General features: G+C 72.1%; 19 protein-coding genes, 2 pseudogenes and 1 riboswitch. Of the genes and pseudogenes, 6 read left to right on the forward strand and 15 right to left on the reverse strand.

Translation table 11 applies throughout. From position 1 onward, the window contains the following. Window positions 1-98: 98 nt before the first annotated feature. Window positions 99-1,763: an AMP-binding protein gene (locus ACZ53K_RS30330; protein WP_468842691.1), complete on the reverse strand. Its 1,665-nt coding sequence runs from the start codon at window positions 1,761-1,763 to the stop codon at window positions 99-101. A 263-nt stretch (window positions 1,764-2,026) separates the two neighbouring features. Here ACZ53K_RS30330 and ACZ53K_RS30335 point away from each other — a divergent pair, with 263 nt between their 5' ends. Continuing rightward, window positions 2,027-3,166 (forward strand): acyl-CoA dehydrogenase family protein, encoded by a 1,140-nt coding sequence (locus ACZ53K_RS30335; RefSeq protein WP_468842694.1) that lies wholly within the window; start codon window positions 2,027-2,029, stop codon window positions 3,164-3,166. A gap of 14 nt (window positions 3,167-3,180) precedes the next feature. On the opposite strand, the gene ACZ53K_RS30340 is transcribed toward ACZ53K_RS30335, so the two are convergent. Genes ACZ53K_RS30340 through ACZ53K_RS30350 form a run of 3 tightly spaced genes read right to left on the reverse strand, consistent with a single transcriptional unit; the run spans window position 3,181 to window position 6,754 of the window. Further along, entirely contained in the window at window positions 3,181-4,317 is a 1,137-nt protein-coding gene (locus tag ACZ53K_RS30340) for a bifunctional 2-methylcitrate synthase/citrate synthase (RefSeq protein ID WP_468842697.1), read from the reverse strand. A 14-nt stretch (window positions 4,318-4,331) separates the two neighbouring features. Beyond that, window positions 4,332-5,237 (reverse strand): methylisocitrate lyase, encoded by a 906-nt coding sequence (prpB, locus tag ACZ53K_RS30345; protein WP_468842700.1) that lies wholly within the window; start codon window positions 5,235-5,237, stop codon window positions 4,332-4,334. After that, window positions 5,237-6,754, reverse strand: coding sequence for an MmgE/PrpD family protein (locus tag ACZ53K_RS30350; protein WP_468842702.1), 1,518 nt, complete (start codon window positions 6,752-6,754; stop codon window positions 5,237-5,239). The genes prpB and ACZ53K_RS30350 overlap by 1 nt, the downstream gene beginning before the upstream one ends. A 197-nt stretch (window positions 6,755-6,951) precedes the next feature. Between ACZ53K_RS30350 and ACZ53K_RS30355 the strand changes: the two genes are divergently transcribed. Then, window positions 6,952-8,397, forward strand: a complete 1,446-nt coding sequence (locus tag ACZ53K_RS30355; RefSeq protein ID WP_468842705.1) for a short-chain fatty acyl-CoA regulator family protein — start codon at window positions 6,952-6,954, stop codon at window positions 8,395-8,397. A gap of 51 nt (window positions 8,398-8,448) precedes the next feature. Here the strand turns inward: ACZ53K_RS30355 and ACZ53K_RS30360 are convergent, their stop codons facing one another. From ACZ53K_RS30360 to ACZ53K_RS30385, 6 genes and pseudogenes are all read right to left on the reverse strand, one after another. After that, window positions 8,449-10,992, reverse strand: coding sequence for a GmrSD restriction endonuclease domain-containing protein (locus ACZ53K_RS30360; protein ID WP_468842708.1), 2,544 nt, complete (start codon window positions 10,990-10,992; stop codon window positions 8,449-8,451). 118 nt (window positions 10,993-11,110) lie between these two features. Beyond that, window positions 11,111-11,920: an enoyl-CoA hydratase gene (locus ACZ53K_RS30365; protein WP_468842710.1), complete on the reverse strand. Its 810-nt coding sequence runs from the start codon at window positions 11,918-11,920 to the stop codon at window positions 11,111-11,113. After that, window positions 11,917-13,080: a 3-hydroxyisobutyrate dehydrogenase gene (mmsB, locus tag ACZ53K_RS30370; protein ID WP_468842713.1), complete on the reverse strand. Its 1,164-nt coding sequence runs from the start codon at window positions 13,078-13,080 to the stop codon at window positions 11,917-11,919. The genes ACZ53K_RS30365 and mmsB overlap by 4 nt, the downstream gene beginning before the upstream one ends. Then, window positions 12,963-13,955: pseudogene (locus tag ACZ53K_RS30375) on the reverse strand (enoyl-CoA hydratase/isomerase family protein); the annotation flags it as partial. The gene mmsB and the pseudogene ACZ53K_RS30375, both read right to left, overlap by 118 nt. Continuing rightward, the gene (locus ACZ53K_RS30380) at window positions 13,952-15,163 is read right to left on the reverse strand and encodes an acyl-CoA dehydrogenase family protein (RefSeq protein WP_468842716.1); all 1,212 of its coding nucleotides are present in this window, start codon (window positions 15,161-15,163) and stop codon (window positions 13,952-13,954) included. The gene ACZ53K_RS30380 and the pseudogene ACZ53K_RS30375, both read right to left, overlap by 4 nt. 5 nt (window positions 15,164-15,168) lie before the next feature. Then, window positions 15,169-16,668: a CoA-acylating methylmalonate-semialdehyde dehydrogenase gene (locus ACZ53K_RS30385; RefSeq protein WP_468842718.1), complete on the reverse strand. Its 1,500-nt coding sequence runs from the start codon at window positions 16,666-16,668 to the stop codon at window positions 15,169-15,171. 208 nt (window positions 16,669-16,876) lie between these two features. Then, window positions 16,877-17,050: riboswitch (cobalamin riboswitch) on the reverse strand. Window positions 17,051-17,187: 137 nt separating this feature from the next. Between ACZ53K_RS30385 and ACZ53K_RS30390 the strand changes: the two genes are divergently transcribed. Continuing rightward, window positions 17,188-17,712, forward strand: a complete 525-nt coding sequence (locus ACZ53K_RS30390; protein ID WP_468842722.1) for a hypothetical protein — start codon at window positions 17,188-17,190, stop codon at window positions 17,710-17,712. 23 nt (window positions 17,713-17,735) lie between these two features. Here the strand turns inward: ACZ53K_RS30390 and ACZ53K_RS30395 are convergent, their stop codons facing one another. Further along, entirely contained in the window at window positions 17,736-19,148 is a 1,413-nt protein-coding gene (locus tag ACZ53K_RS30395) for a short-chain fatty acyl-CoA regulator family protein (RefSeq protein WP_468842725.1), read from the reverse strand. A 385-nt stretch (window positions 19,149-19,533) separates the two neighbouring features. On the opposite strand from ACZ53K_RS30395, the gene aceA reads away from it, so the two are divergent. The 3 genes from aceA (at window position 19,534) to ACZ53K_RS30410 (ending at window position 22,217) form a co-directional block, all read left to right on the forward strand. Then, window positions 19,534-20,817 carry an isocitrate lyase gene (gene aceA / locus ACZ53K_RS30400; RefSeq protein ID WP_468842727.1) on the forward strand — a complete coding sequence of 428 codons (1,284 nt, stop codon included), beginning with the start codon at window positions 19,534-19,536 and terminating at the stop codon, window positions 20,815-20,817. Window positions 20,818-20,929: 112 nt separating this feature from the next. After that, window positions 20,930-21,796, forward strand: a complete 867-nt coding sequence (locus ACZ53K_RS30405; protein WP_468842730.1) for a 3-hydroxybutyryl-CoA dehydrogenase — start codon at window positions 20,930-20,932, stop codon at window positions 21,794-21,796. A 79-nt stretch (window positions 21,797-21,875) separates the two neighbouring features. Continuing rightward, a complete protein-coding gene (locus ACZ53K_RS30410) occupies window positions 21,876-22,217 on the forward strand; it encodes a hypothetical protein (protein ID WP_468842732.1) in 342 nt (113 codons plus the stop codon). A gap of 63 nt (window positions 22,218-22,280) precedes the next feature. Here the strand turns inward: ACZ53K_RS30410 and ACZ53K_RS30415 are convergent, their stop codons facing one another. From ACZ53K_RS30415 to ACZ53K_RS30430, 4 genes and pseudogenes are all read right to left on the reverse strand, one after another. Beyond that, window positions 22,281-23,297 (reverse strand): zinc-dependent alcohol dehydrogenase, encoded by a 1,017-nt coding sequence (locus ACZ53K_RS30415; protein ID WP_468842735.1) that lies wholly within the window; start codon window positions 23,295-23,297, stop codon window positions 22,281-22,283. Then, window positions 23,294-24,253, reverse strand: coding sequence for an inositol monophosphatase family protein (locus ACZ53K_RS30420; protein WP_468842738.1), 960 nt, complete (start codon window positions 24,251-24,253; stop codon window positions 23,294-23,296). The genes ACZ53K_RS30415 and ACZ53K_RS30420 overlap by 4 nt, the downstream gene beginning before the upstream one ends. Window positions 24,254-24,267: 14 nt before the next feature. Beyond that, a complete protein-coding gene (locus ACZ53K_RS30425; RefSeq protein ID WP_468842741.1) occupies window positions 24,268-25,536 on the reverse strand; it encodes an aspartate aminotransferase family protein in 1,269 nt (422 codons plus the stop codon). Between the two features lie 570 nt (window positions 25,537-26,106). Continuing rightward, window positions 26,107-26,192 (reverse strand): annotated as a pseudogene (locus ACZ53K_RS30430) (glycosyltransferase family 2 protein); the annotation flags it as partial.

Genomic DNA, 26,192 nt, shown 5'->3' on the forward strand with positions numbered 1-26,192 from the left:
CCCGCTCAGGGCGCGATCGTAGCCGCAGCCATCGGAGGGCGGTACGGCGGCATGGCGGTCCGGCGTCGCGCACACCGCGGCTCACACCGCACCACCGCTCACACCGCGTCACCGATACCGCCGCTCCCCGTACCGCCGCTCCCCGTACCGCCACCGCCCGTACCGCCACCGCCCCGCAGCCGGAAGCGCTGGAGCTTGCCCGTCGGCGTCCGGGGCAGCGCGTCATGGAAGACGATCTCGCGCGGGCACTTGTACGGCGCGATGGCCGCCTTGGTGAACTCCCGCAGCGCCGTCACCGTCTCCACCCCGCGCGGCACGCCCGACCGCAGAACGAGATGGGCCACCACGACCTGGCCGCGCTCCGCGTCGGCCCGCCCGACGACCGCCGCCTCGGCGACGTCGGGGTGGCGCAGCAGCGCGTCCTCGACCTCGGGTCCGGCGATGTTGTACCCGGCCGAGATGATCATGTCGTCCGCGCGTGCCACATAGCTGAAGTAGCCCTCCGCGTCCCGCACATAGGTGTCGCCGGTGACGTTCCAGCCGTCGCGTACGTACTCCCGCTGCCGCTCGTCCGCCAGATAGCGGCAGCCCGTCGGGCCGCGCACCGCCAGCAGCCCCGGCGTCCCGTCCGGCACCGGCCGGCCCGCCGCGTCGACCACCCGCGCCTCGAACCCCGGCACCGGCAGCCCCGTCGTCCCCGGCCGGACCTGCTCGTCGGCGGCGGATATGAAGATGTGCAGCAGCTCCGTCGCGCCGATGCCGTTGATGATGCGCAGCCCGGTCGCCTTCTCCCACGCCCGCCATGTCGCGGCGGGCAGGTTCTCGCCGGCCGAGACGCAGCGGCGCAGCGAGGAGACGTCGTACCCGTCCAGCTTCGGCAGCATCACCCGGTAGGCGGTCGGCGCGGTGAACAGCACGGACACGCGGTGCCGCGCGACATTCCGCAGCAGTTGCCCGGGCCCGCCCCAGTCGGCCAGGTACGCCGAGGCGCCGGCCCGCAGCGGGAAGATGACCAGCCCGCCGAGCCCGAAGGTGAAGCCGAGCGGCGGACTCCCCGCGAACACGTCGTCCGGCGTGGGCCGCAGCACCTGTGCGGAGAAGGTGTCGGCGATGGCCAGCACATCGCGGTGGAAGTGCATACAGCCCTTGGGCTGCCCGGTGGTGCCCGAGGTGAAGGCGATCAGCGCGACGTCGTCGGACGCGGTCGGCACCGCCTCGTACGGGCCCGTCCGCCGCCCGGCGAGCCGCAGCAGGTCCTCCGGCCCGTCCCCGCCGTACGGGGTGATCCGCAGCCCCGGCACACCGGCCGCCGCGAGGTCGTCGACCACCCGCACGTCACACAGCGCGTGTTCCACCCGGGCCAGACCGCAGATGGTGGCCAGTTCGTGCGGGCGCTGCGCGGCCAGTACGGTCACGGCCACCGCGCCCGCCTTCATCACCGCCAGCCAGCAGGCGGCCAGCAGCGGTGTGGTGGGGCCGCGCAGCAGGACGCGGTTGCCGGGGAGCACGCCGAGGTCGTTGGTGAGGACGTGCGCGATGCGGTCCACGCGCTCGCGCAGCTCCCCGTACGTCCAGACCGCGCCGGACGCGTCCAGGAACGCCGGGCGGCCGGCGCCCAGCCGCTCGATCGTGGCGTCGAGGAGTTCGGCGCCGCAGTTGAGGGTGCCGGGGTAGCCGAGGTCGGTGAGGCGCGGCCACTGCGCGGCGGGCGGTAGGTGGTCGCGGGCGAAGGTGTCGATGTGTGCCGAAGGCCGTGCTGCCATGCCGGTCTGCCCCCTTGCGGACGACGGCGGGGACGCTCGGAACCTGCTCGGACCTGCGCGGAACCCGGTGGGGGAGTGCCGTGGAAACCGTCCGGGTACTGCCGTGCCGACCCGTCGTCAGCGTAACGTGTTGGTGACGGCAGTCAACAGAGCGCGATACGGTCCGGCGGCGCGGACCGTACCGGGAAAGCCGGCGGCGCCGCACCGCACCGACCCGAGCGAACCGCCCGGCCGCCCCGGGCCCGAGACGAGGGAGCCGCCCCGTGACCGCATTCGCGCTGGGACCCGAGGAACGGAAGTGGTGTGCCGAACTGCGCGCGCTGGCCGCCGAACGGCTGCGCCCGCTGGCGGAACAAGGGGAGGACGGCCGGGTGAACCGGCCCCTCGTGGCCGCGCTCGGTGAACTCGGCCTGCTGCGCCGGATGTTCCCCGCTGAAGGCCCTGTACGCGCCCTCGACCTGTGCCTGCTGCGCGAATCACTGGCCCAGGAATCGACCGAGGCGGAGACCGCGCTCGCGCTCCAAGGTCTGGGCACGTACCCGGTCGTCCAGTCCGGCACGGCCGCACAGCGCGAGCGCTGGCTCCCCGAGGTGGTCGCGGGCCGCGCGGTGGCGGCCTTCGCGCTGAGCGAGCCGGACGCGGGCTCCGACGCCGCCGCGCTCACCCTCACCGCCGAGCCGGACGGCCCGCCGGACTCCGGCCGCTGGCGGCTCACCGGCGAGAAATGCTGGATCTCCAACGCGCCCGAGGCCGACTTCGCCACCGTCTTCGCCCGCACCGGCGGCGGCGCCGGAGCCCGGGGCATCACCGCCTTCCTCGTCCCCGCCGACCGCCCCGGACTGTCCGGCACCCCGCTGGACATGCTCAGCCCGCACCCGATCGGCACCCTGGCCTTCGACGGCGTTCCGGTCACCCGCGACGACGTGGTGGGCGAGGTGGACCGCGGCTTCGGTGTCGCGATGCGCACCCTGAACCTCTTCCGGCCCAGCGTCGGCGCCTTCGCCGTCGGCATGGCCCAGGCAGCGCTGGACGCCGCCCTCACCCACACCGCGAACCGCACCGCGTTCGGCGGCCCGCTCAAGGACCTCCAGTCCGTATCCCACCAGCTCGCCGAGACCGCCACCCGTATCGAGGCCGCCCGCCTCCTGGTCTACGCGGCCGCGGCCGCCTACGACAGTGACGCTCCCGACATCGCCAAACGCTCCGCCATGGCCAAACTCCTGGCCACCGAAACCGCGCAGCAAGCCGTGGACACGGCCGTCCAGCTCCACGGCGCCCGCGCCCTGCGCCGCGGCCACCTCCTGGAACACCTCTACCGCGAGGTCCGCGCGCCGCGTATCTACGAGGGCGCGACGGAGGTCCAGCGGTCGATCATCGCCAAGGAGCTGTACCGGGAGCGGTGAGGGTGAGAGGGCCGTCAGGCGGGCTCGGGCACCGCCCGCTGCCCCGGCCCGTTGTACGCGCCCAGCGGCCGGATCAGCGCGTTGTGGGCGAGCTGTTCGGTGATGTGGGCGGTCCAGCCGGTGACGCGGCTCATGACGAAGATCGGCGTGAAGGCGGGGACGTCGAAGCCCATCAGGTGGTAGGCGAGGCCCGCCGGGTAGTCCAGGTTCGGGTGGATGCCCTTGCGGCGCAGCACCGCTTCGCGCAGCGCCGTGTGCAGCGCGGCCAGCCGGCCCGCTTCGGGGGCATCGCTCAGGGCCACGAGCCGGTCGGTGGCCTCCTGCATCACCGGGACACGGGAGTCGCCGTGCTTGTAGACGCGGTGCCCGAAACCCATGATCTTGCGTCGCTCCGCCAGGGCCGCCGCCAGCCACGCGTCGGCGCGCTCCGGGGCGCCGATCTCCGCCAGCATGTGCATCACCGCCTCGTTGGCGCCGCCGTGCAGCGGCCCCTTGAGCGCGCCGATGGCGGCGGTCACCGCGCTGTAGAGGTCGGAGAGGGTGGACGTGACGACGCGCGCGGTGAACGTCGAGGCGTTGAAGCTGTGTTCCGCGTACAGGATCAGCGAAATCTCGAAACAGCGGACCACCTCGGGCTCCGGGACGCGCCCGAAGCACATGTGGAAGAAGTTCTCCGCGAAGCCCAGCCCGGGCTCGGGGCGCACCGGCGCGAGACCGCGCCGCCTGCGGTGGCCGGCGGCGACCACCACCGGCAGCTTCGCCAGCAGCGCGAGGGACTTCGCGCGGTTGGCGGCCGTGCTGCCGTCGTCCTCGGCCGGGTCCTCGGCGCCGAAGAAGCTGACGGCGGTGCGCAGCACGTCCATCGGGTGGCAGCTCTCCGGCAGCCGCGCGAGCAGGTCGCCGGTGGTGCGGTCCAGCGGCCGCAGGGCCCGTTCGCGGGCCTGGAACGCGCGCAGTTCCATGGCGTCGGGCAGGTCGCCGTACCAGAGCAGGTACGCGACCTCCTCGAAGGAGCGGCGGGCGGCCAGCTCCTGCACCGGGTAGCCCCGGTAGGTCAGGGAGTTGGTCTCGGGGATCACCGTGGAGACGGCGGTGGTGTCGACGACGACACCGGCCAGGCCGCGGTGGATCTCCGGCGGGGTGGTGGTCATGGGAGCCTCCGGGGTCAGTCGCCGGGCGGGAGCGTGAAGTCGTGGACGGCCGAGTCGAAGGCCGCGTACTGCTCGTAACCGAGGAGTTCGTACAGGCGGGAGCGGGTCTGCATACGCGGCAGCAGCGCCTCTTGGGTGCCGTCGGCGGCGAGGGTGCGCAGGCCGTCCTCGACGGCGCCCATGGCCAGGCGCAGCAGGGTGACGGGGTACAGGGCGATGTTGTAGCCGAGCCGTTCCAGGGTGGCGGCGCTCAGCAGCGGGCTCTTGCCGAACTCGGTCATGTTGGCCAGCAGGGGCACGTCCACAGCTGCCCGGAACGCGGCGAACTCCGCCTCATCGCACAGCGCTTCCGGGAAGATCGCGTCGGCCCCGGCGTCCACGTACGCGCGTGCCCGGTCGACCGCCGCGTCCAGCCCCTCCACGGCGCGCGCGTCCGTACGCGCCATGAGCAGGAAGTCCGGGTCGCGGCGCGCGTCGGCGGCGGCCCGCACCCGGCGCACCATCTCCTCGCGCTCCACCACCGTCTTGCCGTCCAGGTGGCCGCACCGCTTGGGGTTGACCTGGTCCTCCAGGTGCAGCCCGGACAGGCCGGCGTCCTCCAGCAGCTGGACGGTCCGCGCGGCGTTCATCGGCTCGCCGAAGCCGGTGTCCGCGTCGATCAGGACGGGCAGGCCGGTCACCCGTGTGTACTGCTGCGCGCGGGAGGCCAGTTCGGTGGACGTGGTCAGCCCGATGTCGGGCAGTCCCAAGTCGGCGGCGAGGACCGCGCCGGACAGATAGCACGCGTCGAAGCCGGTCTCCTCGATGAGCTTGGCGGACAGCGGGTTGAGCGCCCCCGGCATCCGCAGCAGCCGCCCGGAGGCGAGCTTCTCGCGCAGGTCGCGGCGGCGCCGGGCCGCCGTGGTGCGGGTGTGCAGCATCAGAACAGGCCCTTCGGGAGCGAGGCGTCGTACGCGGCGAGGGCGTCGGCGTCGACGGCGGGGAAGAGGCCGTCCAGGCCGGGCCCGTCCAGCGCGGGCAGCCCGTGTGCCGCTGCCAGGAAACGATCCTGCGCCTCGCCCGTCACGAAGCCCTCGGCCAGGGTGCGGAACTTGGCCGTGTAACCGTCCCGCCCGAAGGGCCGCGCCCCGGCGGGGTGCGCGTCGGCCACCGCCAGCTCGTCCTCGATCACCGTGCCGTCGGCCAGCTTCACCACGGCCCGGCCGCCGAACGCGCGCCGCTCCGGGTCCGGATCGTGATAGCGCCGTGTCCACTCCGGGTCCTCGACGGTGCTGATCTTCCGCCACAGCTCCACCGTCTCCGGCCGCGCCGCACGCTCGGGCGCGTACGAGCGCTCGTGGTGCCAGCCGCCGTCCTCCAGCGCCACCGCGAAGATGTACGGCACCGAGTGGTCCAGCGTCTCGCGGCCGGCACGCGGGTCGTACTTCTGTGGATCACCGGAGCCCGAACCGATCACCTGATGCGTGTGGTGACTGGTGTGCAGCACGATCCCGCGCACCTTCTCCAGCGGCCCGGTCCGCCCCCGCAGCCGCCGCGCCAGGTCGATGACGGCCTGCGCCTGGTACTCGGCGGAGTGCTCCTTCGTATACGTGTCGAGAATCGCGCGCCGTGCCTCACCGGGCTCCGGCAGGCCGACCGTGTACGCGGCCTCCGGGCCGTCCAGCATCCACGCCAGGAACCCGTCCTCGCCCTCGTAGACGGGCGACGGCGAACCCTCGCCGCGCATCGCCCGGTCCACCGCCTCGATCGCGGCCTTCCCGGCGAAGGCCGGGGCGAACGCCTTCCAGCTGGAGATCTCGCCCTTACGCGACTGCCGCGTCGCGGTCGTCGTGTGCACGGACTGCTGCACGGCCTGGTACACCACCTCCGTCGGCAGCCGCAGCAGCGCCCCGAGGCCGCACGCCTGCGCCGCGCTCAGATGGGCGACATGGTCGACCCGGTGCCGGTGCAGGCAGATGCCCCGCACCAGGGCGACGTGCACCTCGTACGCGGCGATGATGCCGCGCAGCAGGTCGGCGCCGCTCCGCCCGGTGTGCTGGGCGACGGCCAGCAGCGGCGGGACGCTGTCGCCGGGGTGCGCGTAGTCCGCGGCCAGGAACGTGTCGTGAAAGTCCAGCTCCCGTACGGCGGTGCCGTTCGCCCAGGCCGCCCACTCGGGCGAGACCCGCAGACCGCCCGCCCCGAAGACCGCGGCACCCGGCGCGCCCGGATGCGGCCTGGCCTGGGCGCGGGCCACGGCCACCGGGCGGCGGCGCAGCGAGGCCATGGCCACCGCGGCGTTGTCGACGACCCGGTCGGCCGCCATCGCCGCCGCGTCCGGATCGAGGTCCGGGGCGTCCTGGGTGCCGGTGGCGACGGTCGCCAGCCTCCAGGCGAGCTGTTCCTCGCGCGGCAGCCGGTCGGCGCTCGGATGGACACGTACCTGATGGTCGATCACGGGACTCCTCGGAACGCTGCGGGGTACAACCTCCTGCGTTCCCGAGCCTGCCCCGCCACGAGCCCGGCCGCGACCGCTCCACGGTGCGGATTTCCTCCCGTGCCGGGCTGCGGATCGGCGAAAGCTGCGAATCCTGCGGATGCTACGTTCGCAAGGGGCGGCGGAACGACGGCGCACGCGACGAAGGGGGCAGCGGTATGCCACGACCGCCCGTCCGCAAGATCTACGCACACGCCAAACTCCGCAGGCTCCGCCGCGAACACGGCCTCAACCAGGTGCAGCTCGCCCGCGAACTGGGCATCTCCACCAGCTACCTGAACCAGATCGAACAGAGCCAGCGCCCGCTGACCGCCCCCGTCCTGCTGCGCATCGCCGAAGTACTGGGCGTGGACCCCGAGTACTTCTCCAAGGCCGAGGAGGAACGCCTCACCACCGACCTGCGCGCCGCCCTCGGCGACGAGGCCTGCGGCACCCCGCCGCCCGCCGAGGAGATCGCCGAGGTCGCCCGCGACCACCCCGAGGTGGCCCGCGCCCTGGTCGCCCTGCACCGCCGCTACCGCTACGCCACCGAACAGGCCGCCGCCCTCGCCGGACCGGGCGACAGCACCGTCCTGCCGCCCGCCGAACCGCACGACGAGGTACGGGACTTCTTCCATGCCCACCACAACCACGTCGACCCGCTGGACTCCGCCGCCGAACACACCGCCACCGAACTGGGCCTGCGCCCCGGCCGCGCCGCCGACGCACTCGCCGCCCGTCTCGCCGAACGGCACGGCGTACGGGTCGTCCAGGCCGCCCCCGGCCGGTCACCCGACGTCCGCCGCTACGACCCCGAAGCGGGCCTGCTCTTCCTCTCCCCCTGGCTCACCGAAGGCCGCCGCGCCTTCCAGCTGGCAACCCAGCTTGCCCTGCTGGAGCAGCACTCCCTCCTCGACACCCTCACCGCGAGCGCACGCCCCACCTCACCCGAATCCGCCGCCCTCACCCGCATCGGCCTCGCCGATTACTTCGCGGGCGCCCTCCTCATGCCGTACACCACCTTCCACACGGCCGCCGAGGAACTGCACTACGACATCGAACTCCTCCAGGCCCGCTTCGGAGTCGGCTTCGAAACGGTCTGCCACCGCCTGAGCACCCTGCAGCGCACCGACCGCCGCGGCGTCCCCTTCGCCTTCCTCCGGGTGGACCGGGCCGGCAACATCTCCAAACGCCAGTCCGCCACCGACTTCCACTTCTCCCGCCTCGGCGGCACCTGCCCCCTGTGGACGGTGTACGAGGCATTCGCCGCGCCCGGCCGCGTCCTCACCCAGGTCGCCGAGATGCCGGACGGCAAGCGCCACTTCTGGATCGCCCGCACCGTGACCCGCGGCGGCTTCGGCCACCACGCCCCAAGCGCCGACTTCGCCGTGGCCCTCGGCTGCGAACTCCGCCACGCCCACCGCCTCGTCTACGCGGCAGGCATCGCCCTGGACGACCCCCGTGCCGCCACTCCCATCGGCCTCGGCTGCCGCCTGTGCGAACGCCGCGACTGCGCCCAGCGCGCCCGGCCCCCGGCGGGCGGCCGCCTCGCCGTGGATCCGGACCGGCGGACGCATGTGCCGTATCCGGTGGTGGACGGGCAGGAGCCGGGGGCCGGGAGGTGAGCAGGCCAGTGGTGACGGAGTGGTGGCCGGGTCAGGGGTGACGGGCGGGGTTCACAGGCTCTGCTGCCGGAACCATTCCAGCGTCTCGGCGAAACGGACCAGCCCGTCGCCGCACAGCGTCCCCACCGGGAAACTCGGCCGTCGCCTGGGAAGTTCCGCGTCGGGTACGTCCAGCACCACACCGGGGATGGCCTGGAGCCGGTCGCGCAGTTCGGCCAGAAGGCCGAGCCGGGTGAAGGGCTCCCGCTTGGCGAGGTACTCGAAGACGACTTCCACGGTCCCCGTACGCGGGTACACGCTCACCGGCCAGAGGCAGCCGTGCGGCCCCCTCCCCTCCCGCAGCATGGGCGCACAACTGGTCTCGGCGGCGGCTCCGTAACCGAGCCAGCCGCCTTCCGCTTCCCACTTGCTCAGCAGAGTCAGCAACTCCTCGGCCACGGCCGGCTGATGTGCGCGCAGCAGCGCGGCAAAGTTGTCCGGCCGGTCGGCGGTGCCAGGGCGTCGCGCCGCCGAGTCCTCCGCGGGCTCCTCCGGGGCGTCCAGCCCGGCAAGTTCGGCCAGCTCGGCCGTGCTCAGCCGCTGCTCGGCGTCGGCCACCGCGCCGTGGAACCGGACACCCTCCCGCTCCAGCACCTCCTGCTGCGATTCCGTACGGCTGTCGAACCAGGCGAACCCGGGGGAGGATGTGCCGCCGGCCGTCAGCACGCGGTGCGCGTTCTGCACATCCGCGCGCGTGGCCAGGTAGGTCCCGACGGTCTGGGCGGAACCCGCTCCGGTGACCGTGCCGAGATCCTTGTACGTCGTCCACTTCCCGGCCGGGACGGCCGCCAGCACCTTCCGCAGGCGCAGCCACTCCGACCGCTCGTCGGCGCGCGCGTCGTCGCTGGGCAGCGGCCCCGGCCAGACCCGCACCGCCCGGTCGGCGAGGCGGTCGGCACGGGCCAGGATCTCCGGCCGCCCCCAGCGGTCGGCGGTGGCGATCTCCCGGTTCATGCGCAGCGCGCTCTGGTCGAAGATCTGCTGCTTGCGCTCGTACGGGTGGTTGGACAGCCGCCCGTTCTCGCCGGTGAGCGTCAGGTTGCCCAAGGTGTGCACCAGCGCCTCGTGCAGCTCCTCGGCACGCTCTCCCTCTTCTGCGTCCTCGGCCAGCATGTCGAGCCACTCCTGCCCCGGCCGCTGCGGCAGGACGTGTTCGACCGATGCCCAGGCACGGGAGAAGTCGACCGGCTCCGGAGCCGCGTAGTCCTCCTCCAGCCGCCGCAGGACATACGCACGGTGGCGGCTGCTGCCCTGCCAGTAGAAGGGCTGCGTACGGATCGCCTCGACCAGGTCCTCGTCCCGTGGCCACCCCCGCCGCGGCCCGGACAGATACCGGCGCATCGCCTCGTGCAGCGGCCGGTCCCGCTCCAGGCCCGACGGCACGGCGGCCAGCAGCTGCCGGACACTGTGCGAGGGCTCGCGGCAGACCATGCGCCGGACCAGGAAGCTCTCCACACAGCTCAGCGCTTCGACGGCCTGGGCGGTCTCCGTCCCGCCCCGGTCCACCTGGTCCAGCACATGGAGTGCGGGAGGATAGTGTGCCTCGCCGCCCCACCGCGCCAGCCGCTCCAGCGCCGCCCGCAGCTCCGCGCACGGCTCCCGGTCGGGTTCGAAGACCCGCAGAAGGAGGTGGCCGAGGCGGCGCAACCGGGTGAGGTCCTCCCGCAGCCCTTCCTCGCCGGACGCGGCGACGATCCGGCCCATCCGGCGCCGCTGCCCTTCGTAGACCTCGCTGATGGTCAGCCGGGGCTGGCCTTGCAGCACCAGGTCGAGCCAGGCGAGCGTGGTCAGCCGCTCGGGTCCGAGTTCGGTCTGGAGAGGCAGCCACACGCGGTCGTAGACCTGCTCGCCGAGGGTCGGCAGCTGCATGAACACGTAGTTGCGCAACAGGTCGGCCTGGCTGAGCGACTTGCCGGTGTTGTTGAGCGATTCGAAGATCCGGAAGGCGTTGTCCTGCGGCCCGGCCGTGATCGTCACCAACGTCAGCCGGTGGCGCAGCGCCTGGTCGATGTGGCGCACCCTCTCCCACTCACCCACCGGGTCGTACTCGGTGAGCGCGGCCCGGAAGAAGCGGTAGGCGGCTCCGATGCTGTCCTCCCCGCCCGCGGTGGGGTCGCTGTTCACGCAGGCGAGGTACGACGGCCGGTCGGCCTGGGTCGGCAGCAGCTTGTAGGCGTCGAGCCCGGTGTAGTCCTCTTCGTTGACCAGGTACCGGCGGTGGACGAGTTCGGCCCGGCCGGCGTCGAAGGTACGCACATGGTCGCGGATTGCGCAGGCCAGCAGCATCAGCGTCGTCAGCCGCTGCTGGCCGTCGATGACGACCCAGCGCTGGACCGTGTCCGGCAGGGGAGCGCGGGGATCGAGCACCAGCGAGCCGAGGAAGTGCCCGGTCGGCGCGTCGTCGTCCGCGCTCCCCACGACGACCTGCTGTAACAAGTCGTCCCACAGTCGCTGGTGGTCCTTGGCGTCCCAGCTGTACGTGCGCTGATACAGCGGGATCTGGAACTGGTTGTCCCCCTGGATCAGCCGCTCGAACGTCGTTTCCCGTGCTTCCATCGATCCCTCGCCCCAGTCGTCAACTACGTCGATTCCCTTGCGCGTTCAAGGGGATCACCGTAACCAGGGAACGCCTGGGGCGAGGTCTTTTCAGCCGGGCCGCGACTGCGGACGTGCTTCAGCGATGCCTGAACTCCGCCGCCCGCTTCTCCACGAACGCCGTCATGCCCTCCTTCTGGTCGGCGGTGGCGAACACCGCGTGAAACAGGCGGCGTTCGAAGCGGACGCCCTCGGCGAGGGTGGTTTCGAAGGCACGGTTGACGGCCTCCTTGGCCATCATGGCGACCGGCGCGGACATGGCCGCTACCTTCTCCGCCACGGCAGCGGCCTCGGTCAGCAGGTCGGCCGCCGGTACCACGCGGGAGACCAGTCCGGCCCGCTCGGCCTCCGCCGCGTCCATGGTGCGGCCGGTCAGGCACAGTTCCATCGCCTTGGCCTTGCCGACGGCGCGGGTCAGCCGCTGGGAGCCGCCGATGCCGGGGATGACGCCCAGTTTGATCTCCGGCTGGCCGAAGACGGCGGTGTCGGCGGCGAGCAGGATGTCGCAGAGCATGGCCAGTTCGCAGCCGCCGCCCAGCGCGTGTCCGGCCACCGCCGCGACGGTGGGGGTGCGCAGGTCGCCCAGCTTGTCCCAGGCGGTGAACCAGTCGCTGAGGTACATGTCCATGTACGACCGCGGCCGCATCTCCTTGATGTCGGCCCCGGCGGCGAACGCCTTCGCCGAGCCGGTGATGACGATGCAGCCGATGTCCGGGTCGCGGTCCAGCTCCTCGGTCGCCGCCACGACCTCGGTCATGACCTGGAGATTGAGGGCGTTGAGTGCTTTGGGGCGATTGAGGGTGAGGGTGGCGGTACGGCCGGTGCGGTCGACGAGGATGGTTTCGTACGGGTGGGTACGGCCGTCCTCGGGCGTGGTGGTGTCGGTCATGCGGTCGTCGTTCCGTTCTGCTCGGATTCCTGTGTGTCCGCGCTGCCGCCGGACCGTTGCCGGATGGTGTGTACGATCCCGGAGAAGTCCTCCGCGGCGCCGTCGCCCTCGGCGAACGCCGCGTACAACTCGGCGGCTCGCAGGCCGAGTTCGGCGTGTACGCCGCCCGAGCGGACCGCGTTGGCGGCCAGTCCCAGGTCCTTGGCCATCAGCGGCGCCGCGAAACCCGGCCGGTAGTCGTGGTTGGCCGGGCTGCCGGGTACCGGGCCGGGCACCGGGCAGTTCACGCTCAGCGCCCAGCACTGCCCGCTGGCGGTGGACGCCACGTCGTACAGGGCCTGGTGGGTCAGGCCCAGGCTCTCCCCGAGGACGAACGCCTCACTGACCCCGATCATCGATATGCCGAGGATCATGTTGTTGCAGATCTTCGCGGCCTGTCCGGCGCCCGCCGCGCCGCAGTGCACCGCCTTCCTGCCCATCGCCGCGAGCAGTGGCTCGGCCCGCGCGAATTCGGCGGCCCCGCCGCCCGCCATGAATGTCAGCGTGCCGGCCTCGGCCCCGACGACGCCGCCCGAGACCGGCGCGTCCAGGGCCTGGTGGCCGGCGCGTACGGCGGCCTCGTGGGCGGCGCGGGCGTCGGCCACGTCGATGGTCGAGCAGTCGATGAACAGGGTGCCGGGGCGGGCCGCCGCGAGCAGCCCGCCGTCCTCGTAGAGGGCCAGGACATGGCGTCCGGCGGGCAGCATGGTGATCACCACGTCCGCGTCCGTCACGGCGGCGGTCGCCGAGGCGGCGGGTTCGACACCGGCCTCGGCAGCCGCCGCCAGCACGTCCGGTACGAGGTCGAAACCGGTCACCCGGTGACCGGCCTTGACCAGGTTGGCAGCCATCGGTCCGCCCATGTTGCCGAGACCGATGAATCCGATGGTGGTGGGCGCGCCGTCCTCCTGCCTTGTTTCCGTGGTCACCAGGGCACCTCCTGCGTGCCGGCGCCATCGGCGAGTCCCAGTTCGCGCTCGCCGAGCGGGGTGAAGAACCGGGCCACGTCCTCGTCCGTGACCTCGGTGAGGGTGCCGGGGGACCAGCGTGGGGCGCGGTCCTTGTCGATCACCTGCGCGCGGATGCCCTCGACCAGGTCGGGTGCGGACAGCGCCGCGCACGAGACGCGGTACTCCTGGTCCAGGACCCGCTCCAGCGGCCCCAGGTCCCGGGCCCGGCGCAGTGCCGCCAGGGTCACCTTCAGCGAGGTGGGGGACTTGGCGAGGATCGTTTCAGCGGCCTCCTTGGCCTCCGGTACGCCGCTGCCGAGCAGCCGGTCGACGATCTCCTCGACGGTGCCGGCGGCGTAGCAGGGGTCGATCCACTCGCGGTGGGCCGCCAAGTCGCCCTCCGGCGTCTCCGCGACGTACCGGGGCAGCACCTCGGGCACCGGATCGGCGGCGAGATCCGCGGCCAGGCGCTCCAGCAGCTCCGACGGGACGAAGTGGTCCGCGAGCCCGCACAGCAGCGCGTCCCCGGCCCCCACTGGCGCCCCGGTCAGCGCCAGATGCGTGCCCAGCTCCCCGGGCGCCAGCGCCAGCAGGTACGTACCGCCGACGTCCGGTACGAAGCCGATGCCGGTCTCGGGCATGGCGACCTTGGACCGCTCGGTGACGATCCGTACGCTGCCGTGCGCCGAGACGCCGACGCCGCCGCCCATCACGATGCCGTCCATGACCGCGGCGTACGGCTTGGGGTAGCGCGCGATACGGGCGTTGAGCCGGTACTCGTCGCGCCAGAACGCGGCGGAGGCCGTGCCGTCGCCGGTCCGCGCGTCCGTGTGGATGGCGCGGATGTCGCCGCCCGCGCACAGCCCGCGCTCGCCCGCACCGGTGATCACGACGGTCTCGACCGCGGGGTCGTGCTCCCACTCGGCCAGGGCGGCGTCGATGCGGCGCACCATGCCGTGGTCGAGGGCGTTGAGGGCCTTGGGCCGGTTGAGGGTCAGGTACGCGGCCCGGCCCTCGGTCCGCAGCAGTACGGAGTCGTCGGTCATCGGGCGGCCCCCGCTCCGGCGCGGGCGCCGCCGTCCTTCGCCGCGGTCAGCCCACGGGCCACGATCAAGCGCATGATCTCGTTCGTCCCTTCCAGGATCTGGTGCACCCGAAGATCGCGGACGATCTTCTCCATGCCGTATTCACTCAGGTAGCCATAGCCGCCGTGCAGTTGCAGCGCACGGTCGGCGACGGAGTAGCCCGTGTCGGTGGAGAACCGTTTGGCCATCGCGCACAGCTGCGGCGCCTGCGGATCGGCCCGGTCCAGCGCCTCGGCCGCCTGCCGCACCAGCGCACGGGCGGCCGCCAGCTCGGTCGCCATGTCGGCGAGCCGGAACTGCAGTGCCTGCGCGTCCAGCAGCCGGCCCCCGAACGCCTCCCGGTCCGCGAGATACGCCTGCGCCGCGTGCAGCGCGCTCTGCCCGCCGCCGAGGGAGCAGGCGGCGATGCCGAGGCGGCCGCCGTTGAGGCCGCTCATCGCGATGCGGAAGCCGTCGCCCTCCGCGCCGAGCCGCCGGTCCGCGGGGATGCGGACCTCGTCGAGGATCACCTGCCGGGTCGGCTGCGCGTTCCAGCCCATCTTCTTCTCGTTGGCACCGAACGACAGCCCCGGATCGTCCCGCTCGACGACGAACGCCGAGATGCCGCCGGGCCCCTCCTCGCCGGTACGGGCCATCACCACGTACACCTGAGAGGCCCCGGCACCGGAGATGAACTGCTTCACGCCGGTCAGCACGTACGCGTCGCCGTCGCGCACCGCACGCGTGCGCAGCGCCGCCGCGTCCGATCCGGCACCCGGCTCGGTCAGGCAGTAGCTGCCCAGGTCGGCCATCGAGCACAGGCCCGGCAGCCAGCGGGTGCGCTGTGCGTCGTCGCCGTACCGGTCGATCATCCAGGCGACCATGTTGTGGATGGAGAGATAGCCCGCGATGGACGGGCAGGCGGTGGCCAGCACTTCGAAGACCAGCACGCCGTCCGCGCGGCTGAGCGCGGAGCCGCCGTGCTCCTCCCGTACGTAGATCCCGCCGAGCCCGAGCCCGGCGGCCTTGCGCAGCACGTCCACGGGGAAGTGCTTGTTTTGGTCCCAGGCCACGGCGTGCGGCGCGATGTGCTCCTGTGCGAAGTCCAGTGTCGTCTCGACGATGGCGAGCTGGTCCGCGGTGAGTGAGGTCAGCGAGGCAGCCGTGGTGGCGGTGGTCATGACGCTCATCGCGATCAGCCCATCGTCGGGATGGTGAAGCTCGCGCCCTCCTTGACCCCGGAGGGCCAGCGCGAGGTGACGGTCTTGGTACGGGTGTAGAAGCGGATCGCGTCCGGGCCGTGCTGGTTCAGGTCGCCGAAGCCGGACCGCTTCCAGCCGCCGAAGGTGTGGTACGCCACGGGCACCGGGATCGGCACGTTCACACCGATCATGCCGGTGTTCACCCGGCGGCTGAAGTCCCGCGCGGTGTCCCCGTCCCGGGTGAAGATGGCCACGCCGTTGCCGTACGGGTGCTCCGTGGGCAGCCGCAGCGCCTCCTCGTAGTCCGCCGCCCGTACCACCGACAGCACCGGGCCGAAGATCTCCTCCTGGTAGATCCGCATGTCCGGGGTGACCCGGTCGAAGAGCGACGCGCCCGCGAAGAAGCCGTTCTCGTGGCCGGGCAGCGTGAAGTCCCGCCCGTCGACGACCAGGTCGGCGCCTTCGGTGACGCCGAGGTCCACGTAGGCGCGGACCCGGCCCAGCGCGTCGCGGCTCACCAGCGGCCCGAAGTCGGCGTGCGGGTCGTCGGAGCGCCCGATGCGCAGCGTGCCGACCCGCTCCTTGAGCCGCGCCACCAGCGCGTCGGCGGTCTCCTCGCCCACCGGTACGGCGACCGAGATCGCCATGCAGCGCTCGCCCGCCGACCCGTACCCGGCGCCGAGCAGCGCGTCCACCACCTGGTCGAGGTCGGCGTCCGGCATCACGATCAGGTGGTTCTTGGCGCCGCCGAAGCACTGGGCGCGCTTGCCGTGCGCCGCGGCGGTCGCGTAGATGTGCGCGGCGACGGGCGTCGAGCCGACGAAGCCGAGCGCCTCGACGCGCGGGTCCTCCAGCAGCGTGTCCACCGACTCCTTGCCGCCGTGCACGACGTTGAGGATGCCCGGCGGCAGCCCCGCCTCCAGGAACAGTTCGGCCAGCCGCAGCGGCACCGAAGGAGCCCGCTCGGACGGCTTGAGGATGAACGCGTTCCCGCAGGCGATGGCCGGTGCGGCCTTCCACAGCGGGATCATCGCCGGGAAGTTGAACGGGGTGATCCCGGCCACCACCCCGATCGGACGGCGCAGCGAGTGCACGTCGATGCCGGTCCCGGCGTTGTCGGTGAACTCGCCCTTGAGCAGGTGCGGGATGCCGGCCGCGAACTCCACGACCTCCAGGCCGCGCTGGAGGTCGCCGTGCGCGTCCGGGACCGTCTTGCCGTGCTCGCTCGACAGCAGGCGGGCCAGCGCGTCCCGCTCACCCTCGACCAGGCGCAGGAAGGTGAGCAGCACGCGGGCGCGCCGCTGCGGGTTCCACTCGCCCCACTCCGGCTGGGCCGCCGCGGTGTCGGCGATCGCGGCCGTCGTCCCGGCCCGGTCCGCGAGCGGGACCCGGGCCTGCACGGTGCCGGTGTTGGGGTCGTACACATCGCCGTAGGCACCCGAGGTTCCCGGTACGTGCTCGCCGCCGATGAAGTGGGTCAGTTCTCGGACCATGAAAGGCCTGCTCTCGTCAGGTGAGATCCGGGGATGGCACGGCCGGGCACCCGGGCGGCGCGGATGGCGCGCGGACCGAGGGGCGGGGCCGTGGGACGCGAAAGGCGTGGAACCGTCAGCGCGCGGGCGGTGCCGCGGGCCGGGCCGGATCACCTGGGCTGTGGGTACGCACCGGTGCCATGCGTGTCTGCTCCATCCTCGTGGACAACACGGAACAACACCCACGGCCGGTATCCTGGCTCCCGGATCACCGCGCGCCGCCCGCCTTCCCGACCTCGCGCTCGTCAGTGGCGTGTTGCTCGGCGTCGCACTCCCCGGTCACAGTGGCGGGACCGCGCCGGTTTCGCACCGGCTTCCCTGCACCGCGGGCCTTCCTCACGAACATATAGTTGGACGTCCTAGTAAGTCCAGGGGGGTCAGGGGTGTAAGGGGGCGGAGTTCGGGGCCGTGCCTGGCGGCCGGGCCCGGAAATCCGGCGCGTAGGGTGGCGTCCGGGATCGCCGGGAGGGATGTACGGACATGAGCTTCACTCGGACGCTGCGTGCGGTGGGCGGCGCGGCGCTGGCGGGAGCGCTGCTCCTCGGTGCCGCGCCGGTCGCCGGGGCGGACCAGGCACGGGATGCCCGAGCGGCAATGACCCGGAACGTCGCCGCCGGCCCGGAGTACGCCCCCCTTGAGACGCCGCCCGAGGGCCAGGGGAAGGAGCAGCCGACCCCGAGCGCCGAGACCCGGGCCCGCTGGCAGCGGGAGGAAGACAACAGCAACTACCGCGCGGCCCTCGGCATCGTGGCCTTCTCGCTCATCGTCCTGCTGGTCGTCGGCGGGATCGTGGCGATCCTGCTGGTGCGGAAGCGGAAGAAGCGCAACGGTCCGCCGCCTGGCGGCTGCCCCGGCGCACCCGTCCCCTATCAGCAGCCCGGCCCTTACGCGCAGTTCGGTGCGCCGGGTGGTTACCCGCCGCAGCCGGGCCCGTATCAGCAGCCCGGTCCACACCAGCAGCCCGGTACGCCGAGCGGCTACCCGCAGGTTCCCCCGCAGCAGTAGCGGAGGGGCGGGAGGGCGTACGGCTACGGCGTCTCCCGCACCGGATACGGCACGAACGTGCTGCTGTTCTCGTCGATCGCCAGCGGCCGGCCGAGCGGCGGTACGGCGCGCTGCGGGCACTCCAGCCGTTCGCAGACCCGGCAGCCCATGCCGATGGGGGTGGCGGCCGCGGCGTTGTCCAGGTCGAGGCCGTCGGAATAGACCAGCCGGGACGCATGCCTGATCTCGCAGCCCAGGCCGATCGCGAAGGTCTTGCCGGGGTCGCCCCAGCCGCCGCGGTGCCGAGTGACCGTGCGGGCCGTCCACAGGTAGCGGCGGCCGTCCGGCATCGCCGCGATCTGCACATGGATGCGGCTGGGGGCGGTGAACGCCTCGTAGACGTTCCACAGCGGGCAGGTGCCGCCGGCCCGGGAGAAGTGGAAGCCGGTGGCGGACTGCCGCTTGGACATGTTGCCGGCCCGGTCGACGCGTACGAACGAGAACGGCACCCCGCGCCGGCGCGGGCGTTGCAGGGTGCTCAGCCGGTGGCACACCGTCTCGTACCCGAGGCCGAAGCGGTCGGTCAGCCGCTCGATGTCGTACCGCAGCTCCTCGGCGGCGGCGTGGAACGGGCCGTACGGCAGCACCAGCGCCGCCGCGAAGTAGTTGGCGACGCCGATCCGGGCCAGCGACCAGGCCGTCGAGCCCTCCTCGAAATCCTCCGACGCGGGCCGGGACAGTTCGTCGCCGGCCTCCAGCAGCGCCAGCTGGGTGGCCATGCGGAAGGCCCGCTGCCCGGGCCGCAGCCCCGTCGACAGGCGCAGCACCCGGGCGGACGGATCGTAGTGGTGCAGCGGCCCGTCGGGCGTGTCGACGAGGCGGACGCCGTGCCGCCCGGTGAGCCGGGCGGCCAGGGCGCGCCCCACCTCGCCGGGGCGGATGCCCAGTTCGGCGGCGAGTTCCTCGGCGGCGGTGTCGGCCTCGTGCAGATAGTTCTGCCGCCGGTAGAAGAACTCGCGGATCTCTTCGTGCGGTGAGAGCGGTACGGCCGGGTCGGTGCTGCCGCCGTCCCGGCCCTCCGCCACTTCCGCCAGCCGCTCGGTCAGCGCCTGGTTGCGCCGGCCCAGGCCGAGCAGGACGGAGGCCACCGCGGGCTGCCGGGAGGCGAGTTCGGACAGATCGGTGGGGGAGACCCGGCCGGCCGCCAGCTCGTCGGCCAGGGCCTCGCGCAGGTCGGCCAGCACCCGGCTGGTGTCTCGCTCGGAGAAGAACCCGGGGTCCACCCCGAACGTCTCGGTCAGCCGCAGCAGTACGGGCACGGTCAGCGGCCGTGAGTCGTGCTCCATCTGGTTCAGATAGCTGGGCGAGATGGCCAGGACGCGGGCCAGCGCGGCCTGGCTGAACCCGCGCTCCTCCCGCAGCCGCCGCAGCCGCGCCCCGGCGTAGATCTTGCTCACGATGCCCCCTCCGTCGCCGCCGCCCGGCACACCCTAGCCGCCGTACCGCTGCCACGGGCCTTCGCAACCTTGGCAAAACCGCCGCACAAGATTGGCAGAACTTGGCTTCGGGCCACGGTTGATGGCACCAAGTGCCACTGTCAGAGTCGGCAGTGCGGCGGCCCCCGACAGCATTGCTCACCCCCGCTACCGGGACGTCCGGGGGCCGCACTCCAGCAGTCCGTGGCACTGGTGCGGCACTTGGCGCCGAAGATTCGCACCCTTCACCAGCAGGCCGCCAGGCAGAGCAGTCCACCACGTACAGCAGCTCACCACGCACAGCAGTTCACCACGCACGGCGATCCACCACGTACAGCAGTCGCGAGCGAACATCCGGGAGATGGTCATGGCACAGGCAGGAACCAAGGCGGCCGAGGAACTGGCCCGGCGGTGGGCGACCGACCCGCGGTGGCAGGGCACCACCCGTACCCACAGCGCCGCCGACGTGGTGCGGCTGTCCGGCAGCGTCCGCGAGGAGCACACCCTGGCCCGGCGCGGCGCCGAGCGCCTGTGGCGTCAGCTGCACGAGCAGGACTACATCCACGCCCTCGGCGCACTGACCGGCGGCCAGGCCGTACAGCAGGTCAAGGCGGGACTCCAGGCCGTCTACCTCTCCGGCTGGCAGGTCGCCGCCGACGCCAACCAGGCCGGTCACACCTACCCCGACCAGAGCCTGTACCCGGCCAACTCGGTGCCCCAGGTGGTGCGCCGCATCAACAACGCGCTGCTGCGTGCCGACCAGATCGCCACCGCCGAACAGGCCGGGGACGCCACCGACTGGCTGGTGCCCATCGTCGCCGACGCCGAGGCCGGGTTCGGCGGCCCGCTCAACGCCTTCGAGCTGACCAAGGCGATGATCGAGGCGGGCGCGGCCGGAATCCACTACGAGGACCAGCTCGCCTCCGAGAAGAAGTGCGGCCACCTCGGCGGCAAGGTGCTGGTGCCCACCTCCCAGCACGTGCGCACCCTGGGCGCGGCCCGCCTCGCCGCCGACCTCGCCGATGTGCCCACCGTCATCGTCGCCCGTACCGACGCCCTCGCCGCCAACCTGCTGACCAGCGACGTCGACGAGACCGACGCCCGCTTCTGCACCGGCGAGCGCACCGCCGAGGGCTTCTACCGCGTCGAGAACGGCATGGCCCCGGCGATCGCCCGCGGCCTGGCGTACGCCCCGTACGCGGACCTGCTGTGGATGGAGACCGGCACGCCCGACCTGGCCCAGGCCCGCGAGTTCGCCGAGGCGATCCACGCCCGGTACCCCGACCAGCTGCTGGCCTACAACTGCTCGCCGTCCTTCAACTGGCGCGCGGCACTGGACGACGACCAGATCGCCAAGTTCCAGCGCGAGCTGGGCGCCATGGGCTACCGCTTCCAGTTCATCACCCTGGCCGGCTTCCACTCCCTCAACCACGGCATGTTCGACCTCGCCCGCGGCTACGCCGAACACGGCATGACCGCCTATGTCGACCTCCAGGAACGCGAGTTCGCCGCCCAGGAGCACGGCTTCACCGCCGTCAAGCACCAGCGCGAGGTCGGCACCGGCTACTTCGACCTGGTCGCGTCCGCCGTCAACCCGGCCTCCGAGACGACCGCGCTGCGCGGCTCGACCGAAGAGGAGCAGTTTCACTAGCAGTTCCACCATCAGCTCCACCAGGAGTTCCACCAGAGACGGCCCCTCCCGCCGGGCGGGCTCCGCACCGCCGCCCGCCCGGCCCCTTCGCCCGGAACCAGGAGTGTCACCCATGAGCACCCGCATCACTCGGGCCGGCGTGGTCGGCGGCGGCCAGATGGGCGCCGGCATCGCCGAAGTGTGCGCACGCGCCGGCCTGGACACCGTCCTGTGCGAGGCCGACGCCACCGCGGCCCGCCGGGCCCGGGAACGCGTCACCCGGTCACTGGAACGCGCCGTGGAACGCGGCCGGACCGAGCGCCCCGCCGCCGAGGCCGCCCTCGCCCGGATCACCTTCACCGGGGAACTGGCCGACCTGGCCGACCGGCGGCTCGTCGTGGAGGCGGTCGTGGAACACGCCGACACCAAGACGGAGATTTTCGGCATCCTCGACAAGACCGTCGAGGACCCGGCGGCGATCCTGGCCACCAACACCTCCTCGATCCCCGTCATGCGCCTGGGCATGGCCACCGGCCGCGCCGACCGCGTACTGGGCCTGCACTTCTTCAACCCCGTACCGGTCATGCCGCTCGTCGAGATCGTCACCTCCCTGCACACCGCCCCCGAGACCGCCGCCACCGCGGAGGAGTTCGCCACCACCGTCCTCGGCAAGACCGCGATCCGGTCCCGCGACCGCGCGGGGTTCGTGGTCAACGCCCTCCTCGTGCCCTACCTCCTGGCCGCGGTCCGGATGGCGGAGTCGGGCTTCGCCACCGCCGCCGACGTGGACGCGGGCATGGAACTGGGCTGCGCCCACCCCATGGGTCCGCTGCGGCTCGCCGACCTCATCGGCCTCGACACCGTCGCCGCCATCGCGCAGTCCCTGTACGAGGAGTTCAAGGAACCGCTGTACGCCCCGCCGCCGCTGCTCCAGCGCATGGTGGAAGCGGGGCTCCTGGGACGCAAGACGGGGCGCGGGTTCCATACGTACGAGACGTGAGGGGCACTGAGTACGCGTCCCACGCCCCTGAGTATCCGCCCCCATACCGCACCGTCCCGCTCCGGGCAGGCTGGTGACCATGAACGCACCGGCCCCCTCGCCCGCCTCCGCCGACCTGTCGGCGCCCGACCCCTTCGCACCCTCCACGACCGCGCTGCGGGTGTTCGCCGTCCTCGGCATTCCGCTGCTCCTCGTCGCGTACGTGCTGTTCGCGATCGCGGTCCTCAACCAGGCGTACAGCGGCGACGGGGCGAGCGGACCGCTGACGGGCGCGGCCCAAACGGCCATGTGGCTGTCCCCCGTCGCGGGCCTGGTCTCGTTCGCCGTACCGATGAGCCACCGGGCACGGCGCAACACCGTGGTGGTCCAGTACGTCCTGCTCGCCGCCGGCCCGGTGCTGGCCGCCGTCGACTTCTCCTGACGGCCTTCCCGGCCGGCCCCACCGGCCGGCCGGGAAGGCCGCTGAGCTGCTGCCCGGCCCGGATCACTCCGGTACGAGCACCACCTTGAGCGCCGAGTACGGGGCCCCGGGCACCGCGGCCAGCGCCGCGAAGGCCGCCTCGTGCCGCTCCAGCGGGAAGCGGTGGGTCACCAGCCGTTCCAACGGCAGCCACCGGGCCAGTTCCACCGCCTTCGGGAACAGCCGGCTGTTGTAGTCACCGGCGCCGATGATCTGCAGTCCGCGCTGGAGGATCTCCAGCGGCCGTACGGTGGCCGACGCGTTGCTGTTGTATCCCATGATCACCACGCGGCCGCGTGTCGCGGCGTACTCCAGGCTCTGTTCCAGCAGGCTGCCGACGGTGTCGATGACCACGCCGCCGCGCCGCCCGAGCCCGGCCTCGTCCGGCGTGTGCACGGTCACCCGGTCGTCACCGTCCTCGGCGAACACTGTGCGGCACAGCTCCCGCCGGTACGGGTCCGGCTCGATCAGCAGGACCCGGGCGCCGTGGTGCCGGGCCGCCATCGTGCACACCACGCCCACCGGACCGCCACCGACGATCACCGCCGTCTCGCCGGCCGCCAGCCGACTGGCCTCGATGTTGTTCAGCGCGCACGCCAGCGGCTCCACGCCCACCGCGCGGTCGAAGTCCATGCCCTCGGGTACGGCGTGCAGGAACCGCTCGGGCAGCCGGATGTACTCGGCGAACCCGCCGTCCAGGTCGAGCCCGACCTCCGTACCGGCCTTGTTGACGCAGAAGTCCCAGTGCCCGCGCAGACAGGACGGGCAACCGCCGCAGTACAGCGTCGGGTTGACGATGACGCGGTCGCCCGGCTTGTGCGCGGTCACCGCGGACCCCGCCGCGTCCACGGTGCCGACCGCCTCGTGCCCCATCACGACACCCGGCTCGGCGGGGAACTTGCCCACCAGCACGCTGCGGTCGGTGCCGCAGATGCCGGTCTGCACGACCCGCACCACGACGTCCGTGGGTGCTATGATCTCCGGCTTCGGGTGGTCGACCAGCGACACGGTGCGCCGCTCGTTCAGGATCAGGGCCTTCACTTCGCTCCTCCTGCAGTGGTGGTGGCGCCGGGGATGTCCCACCGGATGGCGCCGAGCAGTTCCTTGTGGAGCCGGGGCGTCGCCGCCGCGACGCACGACTTCTGGTTCATCGGGTCCAGGTCGAGCAGCCGGGTGGTCCCCAGGTCGCCGCCGTACGCGTCGGTGATGGTGACCCCGGCGAGCTTGGCGAGGTGCACCGCGGCGGCGATGTCGTACGGGAAGAGGTGCAGGATCGAGCCGCGCCCGGCCGCCAGGAAGGCCGGCTCGGTCGCCGGGTGGTCGCGCAGGACGCGGTTGCCGATGTCCACGTACGCGTCGAGCTGGCCGGTGATGATGCGCGAGAGGGAGAAGGTGGCGCTGTTGAACACGAAGACGCCGCCGGTGTTGGCGGACCGGTCCACCAGGTGGGCGTAGGCCGCCGACATCAGGTGCATGGGGTGGCCGTTGAACTCGATCGACCAGAACATCTTCGCGGGGTCGGTGGTACGGCTGAGCCGGGGCAGCGGGTGCGCGAAGCCGTCGTACGAGAGCCCCGCGTCGTTGTCACCGTAGATCCACGCGCCGGACTTGATCTCCAGCAGGTGCGCGGCGGTCACGTCGTCCAGCGTCGGCGGATGTGCGCCCAGCGGCGCCGCGGCGATCGACACCATGCCCATCTCCAGTCCGGCCGAGGTGGGCCGGGTGCCGTCGATGGGGTCCACGACCAGCACATACCGCGGGTCGGGCGCCAGCTCGACCAGCGAGCCGTCCTCGGTGTAGACCGCGAGCGGCACCTCGGCGTGCTCGCGCAGGTACGCGAGTACGGCCCGCTCGGCGACCTCGTCGATGTCGAACTGCGCGTCGCCACCGGGGGAATCGCCGTGCACCTGCCGGGCGAGCCCCTGGTCGGCGTAGGTCATCAGCTCGCTCCGGACGTGCCGGCCGAGGCCCGTCAGCAGACTTTTCAGATGTGTCATGCGGCTCGGATGTGTCATGAGGCCAGCTCCGCGCGGAGCAGGTTCTCCAGGCGGTCGCACAGCAGCTCGGCCTGGTCGAGGGTGAGGATCAGCGGCGGCCGGATCTTGAGCACGTTGCCGTAACCGTAGCGGGAGGTGCGCAGGATCAGGCCGTGCTGCCCGGCCGCGCTCGCCAGGTGGTTGGTCAGCTTGACGGCGGGCTTGCCGTCGGGGTGCGCCAGCTCGAAGCCGATCATGAGGCCGACGCCCCGGACGTCGACGATGGCCGGGTAACGGGTCCGCATGTCGGCGAGCCGGCCGAGGATGTGGTTGCCGGTGGCCCGCACGTTGGCCAGGAACTCCGGCTGCCGGACGATGTCCAGGGTGACATTGGCCGCCGAGGCCGCCAGCAGGTTGGCGCCGTAGGTGAAGGAGTGGTGGTTGGCCGGCAGGCCCGCCAGCCGCTCGTTGGTCAGGATCGCCGCGACCTGCGCGCCCGAACCGCCCAGGCCCTTGGCGGTGGTGATGGCGTCGGGTTCCACGTCGAAGTGCTGCGCCGCGAACATCTGTCCCGTACGGCCGATGCCGGTCTGGATCTCGTCGAAGATCAGCACGATGTCGTGCTCGTCGCAGAAGGCCCGCAGCTTTTGGAAATACCCGTCCGGCGGGACGATGTTTCCGCCGTTGCCGGAGATCGGCTCCACGATGACGGCGGCGACCTGACCGGTGCTCGCGTACTCCAGGAAGTCCTCGATCCGGTCCACGCACATCATCCCGCAACTGCCCGGCTGCTGCCCGTAGAAGCAGCGGAAGCAGTACGGGTCCGGCACCTGCAGCGTGCGCGGGAAGAGCGACGGGAACGGCTCCTTGCGGAAGGCGTTGCCGGACATCGAGGTCATCATCATGGTCTGCCCGAGATGGCTGCGGAACAGGGAGATGACCTCCGAGCGCCCGGTGGCGTGCTGCGCCATCTTGATGACGCCCTCGTTGGCGGTGGAACCGCCGGAGACCTTCGGATGCACCTTGGTCAGGTTGCCGGGGGAGACCTCCACCAGCCGGCGCACCAGCCCGTTGACCGGGTCGCTCTGCACGGAGGAGGTCAGATGGGCGAAGACGTCCAGCTGCGCCTTCATCGCCTCGATGACCGCCGGGTGGGAGTACCCGAGGCTGAGGTTGAAGGTGGCGGAGGCGCAGTCGAGGTATTCGTTGCCGTCCTCGTCGTAAAGGTAGATCCCTTCGCCGCGCACCATCTTCTGGGCGCTGACGGGGTAATAGAGCAGATCACGTACGTTTGTGGCGTCCATGAACATTTCTCCTCGAAGAAGACATGCTGTTGCCAGGTCCGGGGACGTGGCTCTTGGGTACCGGGCACGCGGGCCGGGCCCCTGCCGCGGGGCCGCCGGGCGTGCCGGACCACCGCAGGCCCGAACGCCGGGCGGCCGCGGTGTGATGAGGGGCTGCGCTGTCCGGGGTGATGTCCGGACGCTTCAACCTTTGACGACACCGACACTAACAGGGTGGGTGTTCGTTTTCCTTGGTCGTCCGGGGATCGGCTGGAATGCCATCAGGCCGACGTGCGGGTGATGTTGTCTAGACCGCCAAGCCAGGCCATATGAGCTGGAGGGATGGGAAGTTTCCGGGAAAAAACGACGCTCGGCCGACCGGTGGCGGAGTTCCGTCGGTGGGGCGGGGGCACCCATCGACAAGACTCCAAGGGGCGGCATACGGATGGCGGAGCTGTTCGTTTCAGAGGCGTACGCACATTTCAAACACTGTTGATGGGAGCTTGGGCGCGACTTGTCGCAGACGTGGGGTGGCGTGGGGTGGGGTGGTGAGGAGCGGTGTGCCGCCGCCGTCGTACGGCAAGGCGCCGGGCCGGGGGTGAGCATGTCGTCGGCGTCGAGCACCTTGACGTACTCGCCCTCGGCGCGCGACAGGCCCAGGGTGCGCGCGACCGCCG

The sequence above is a fragment of the Streptomyces sp. NPDC033221 genome (genome assembly GCF_055577005.1).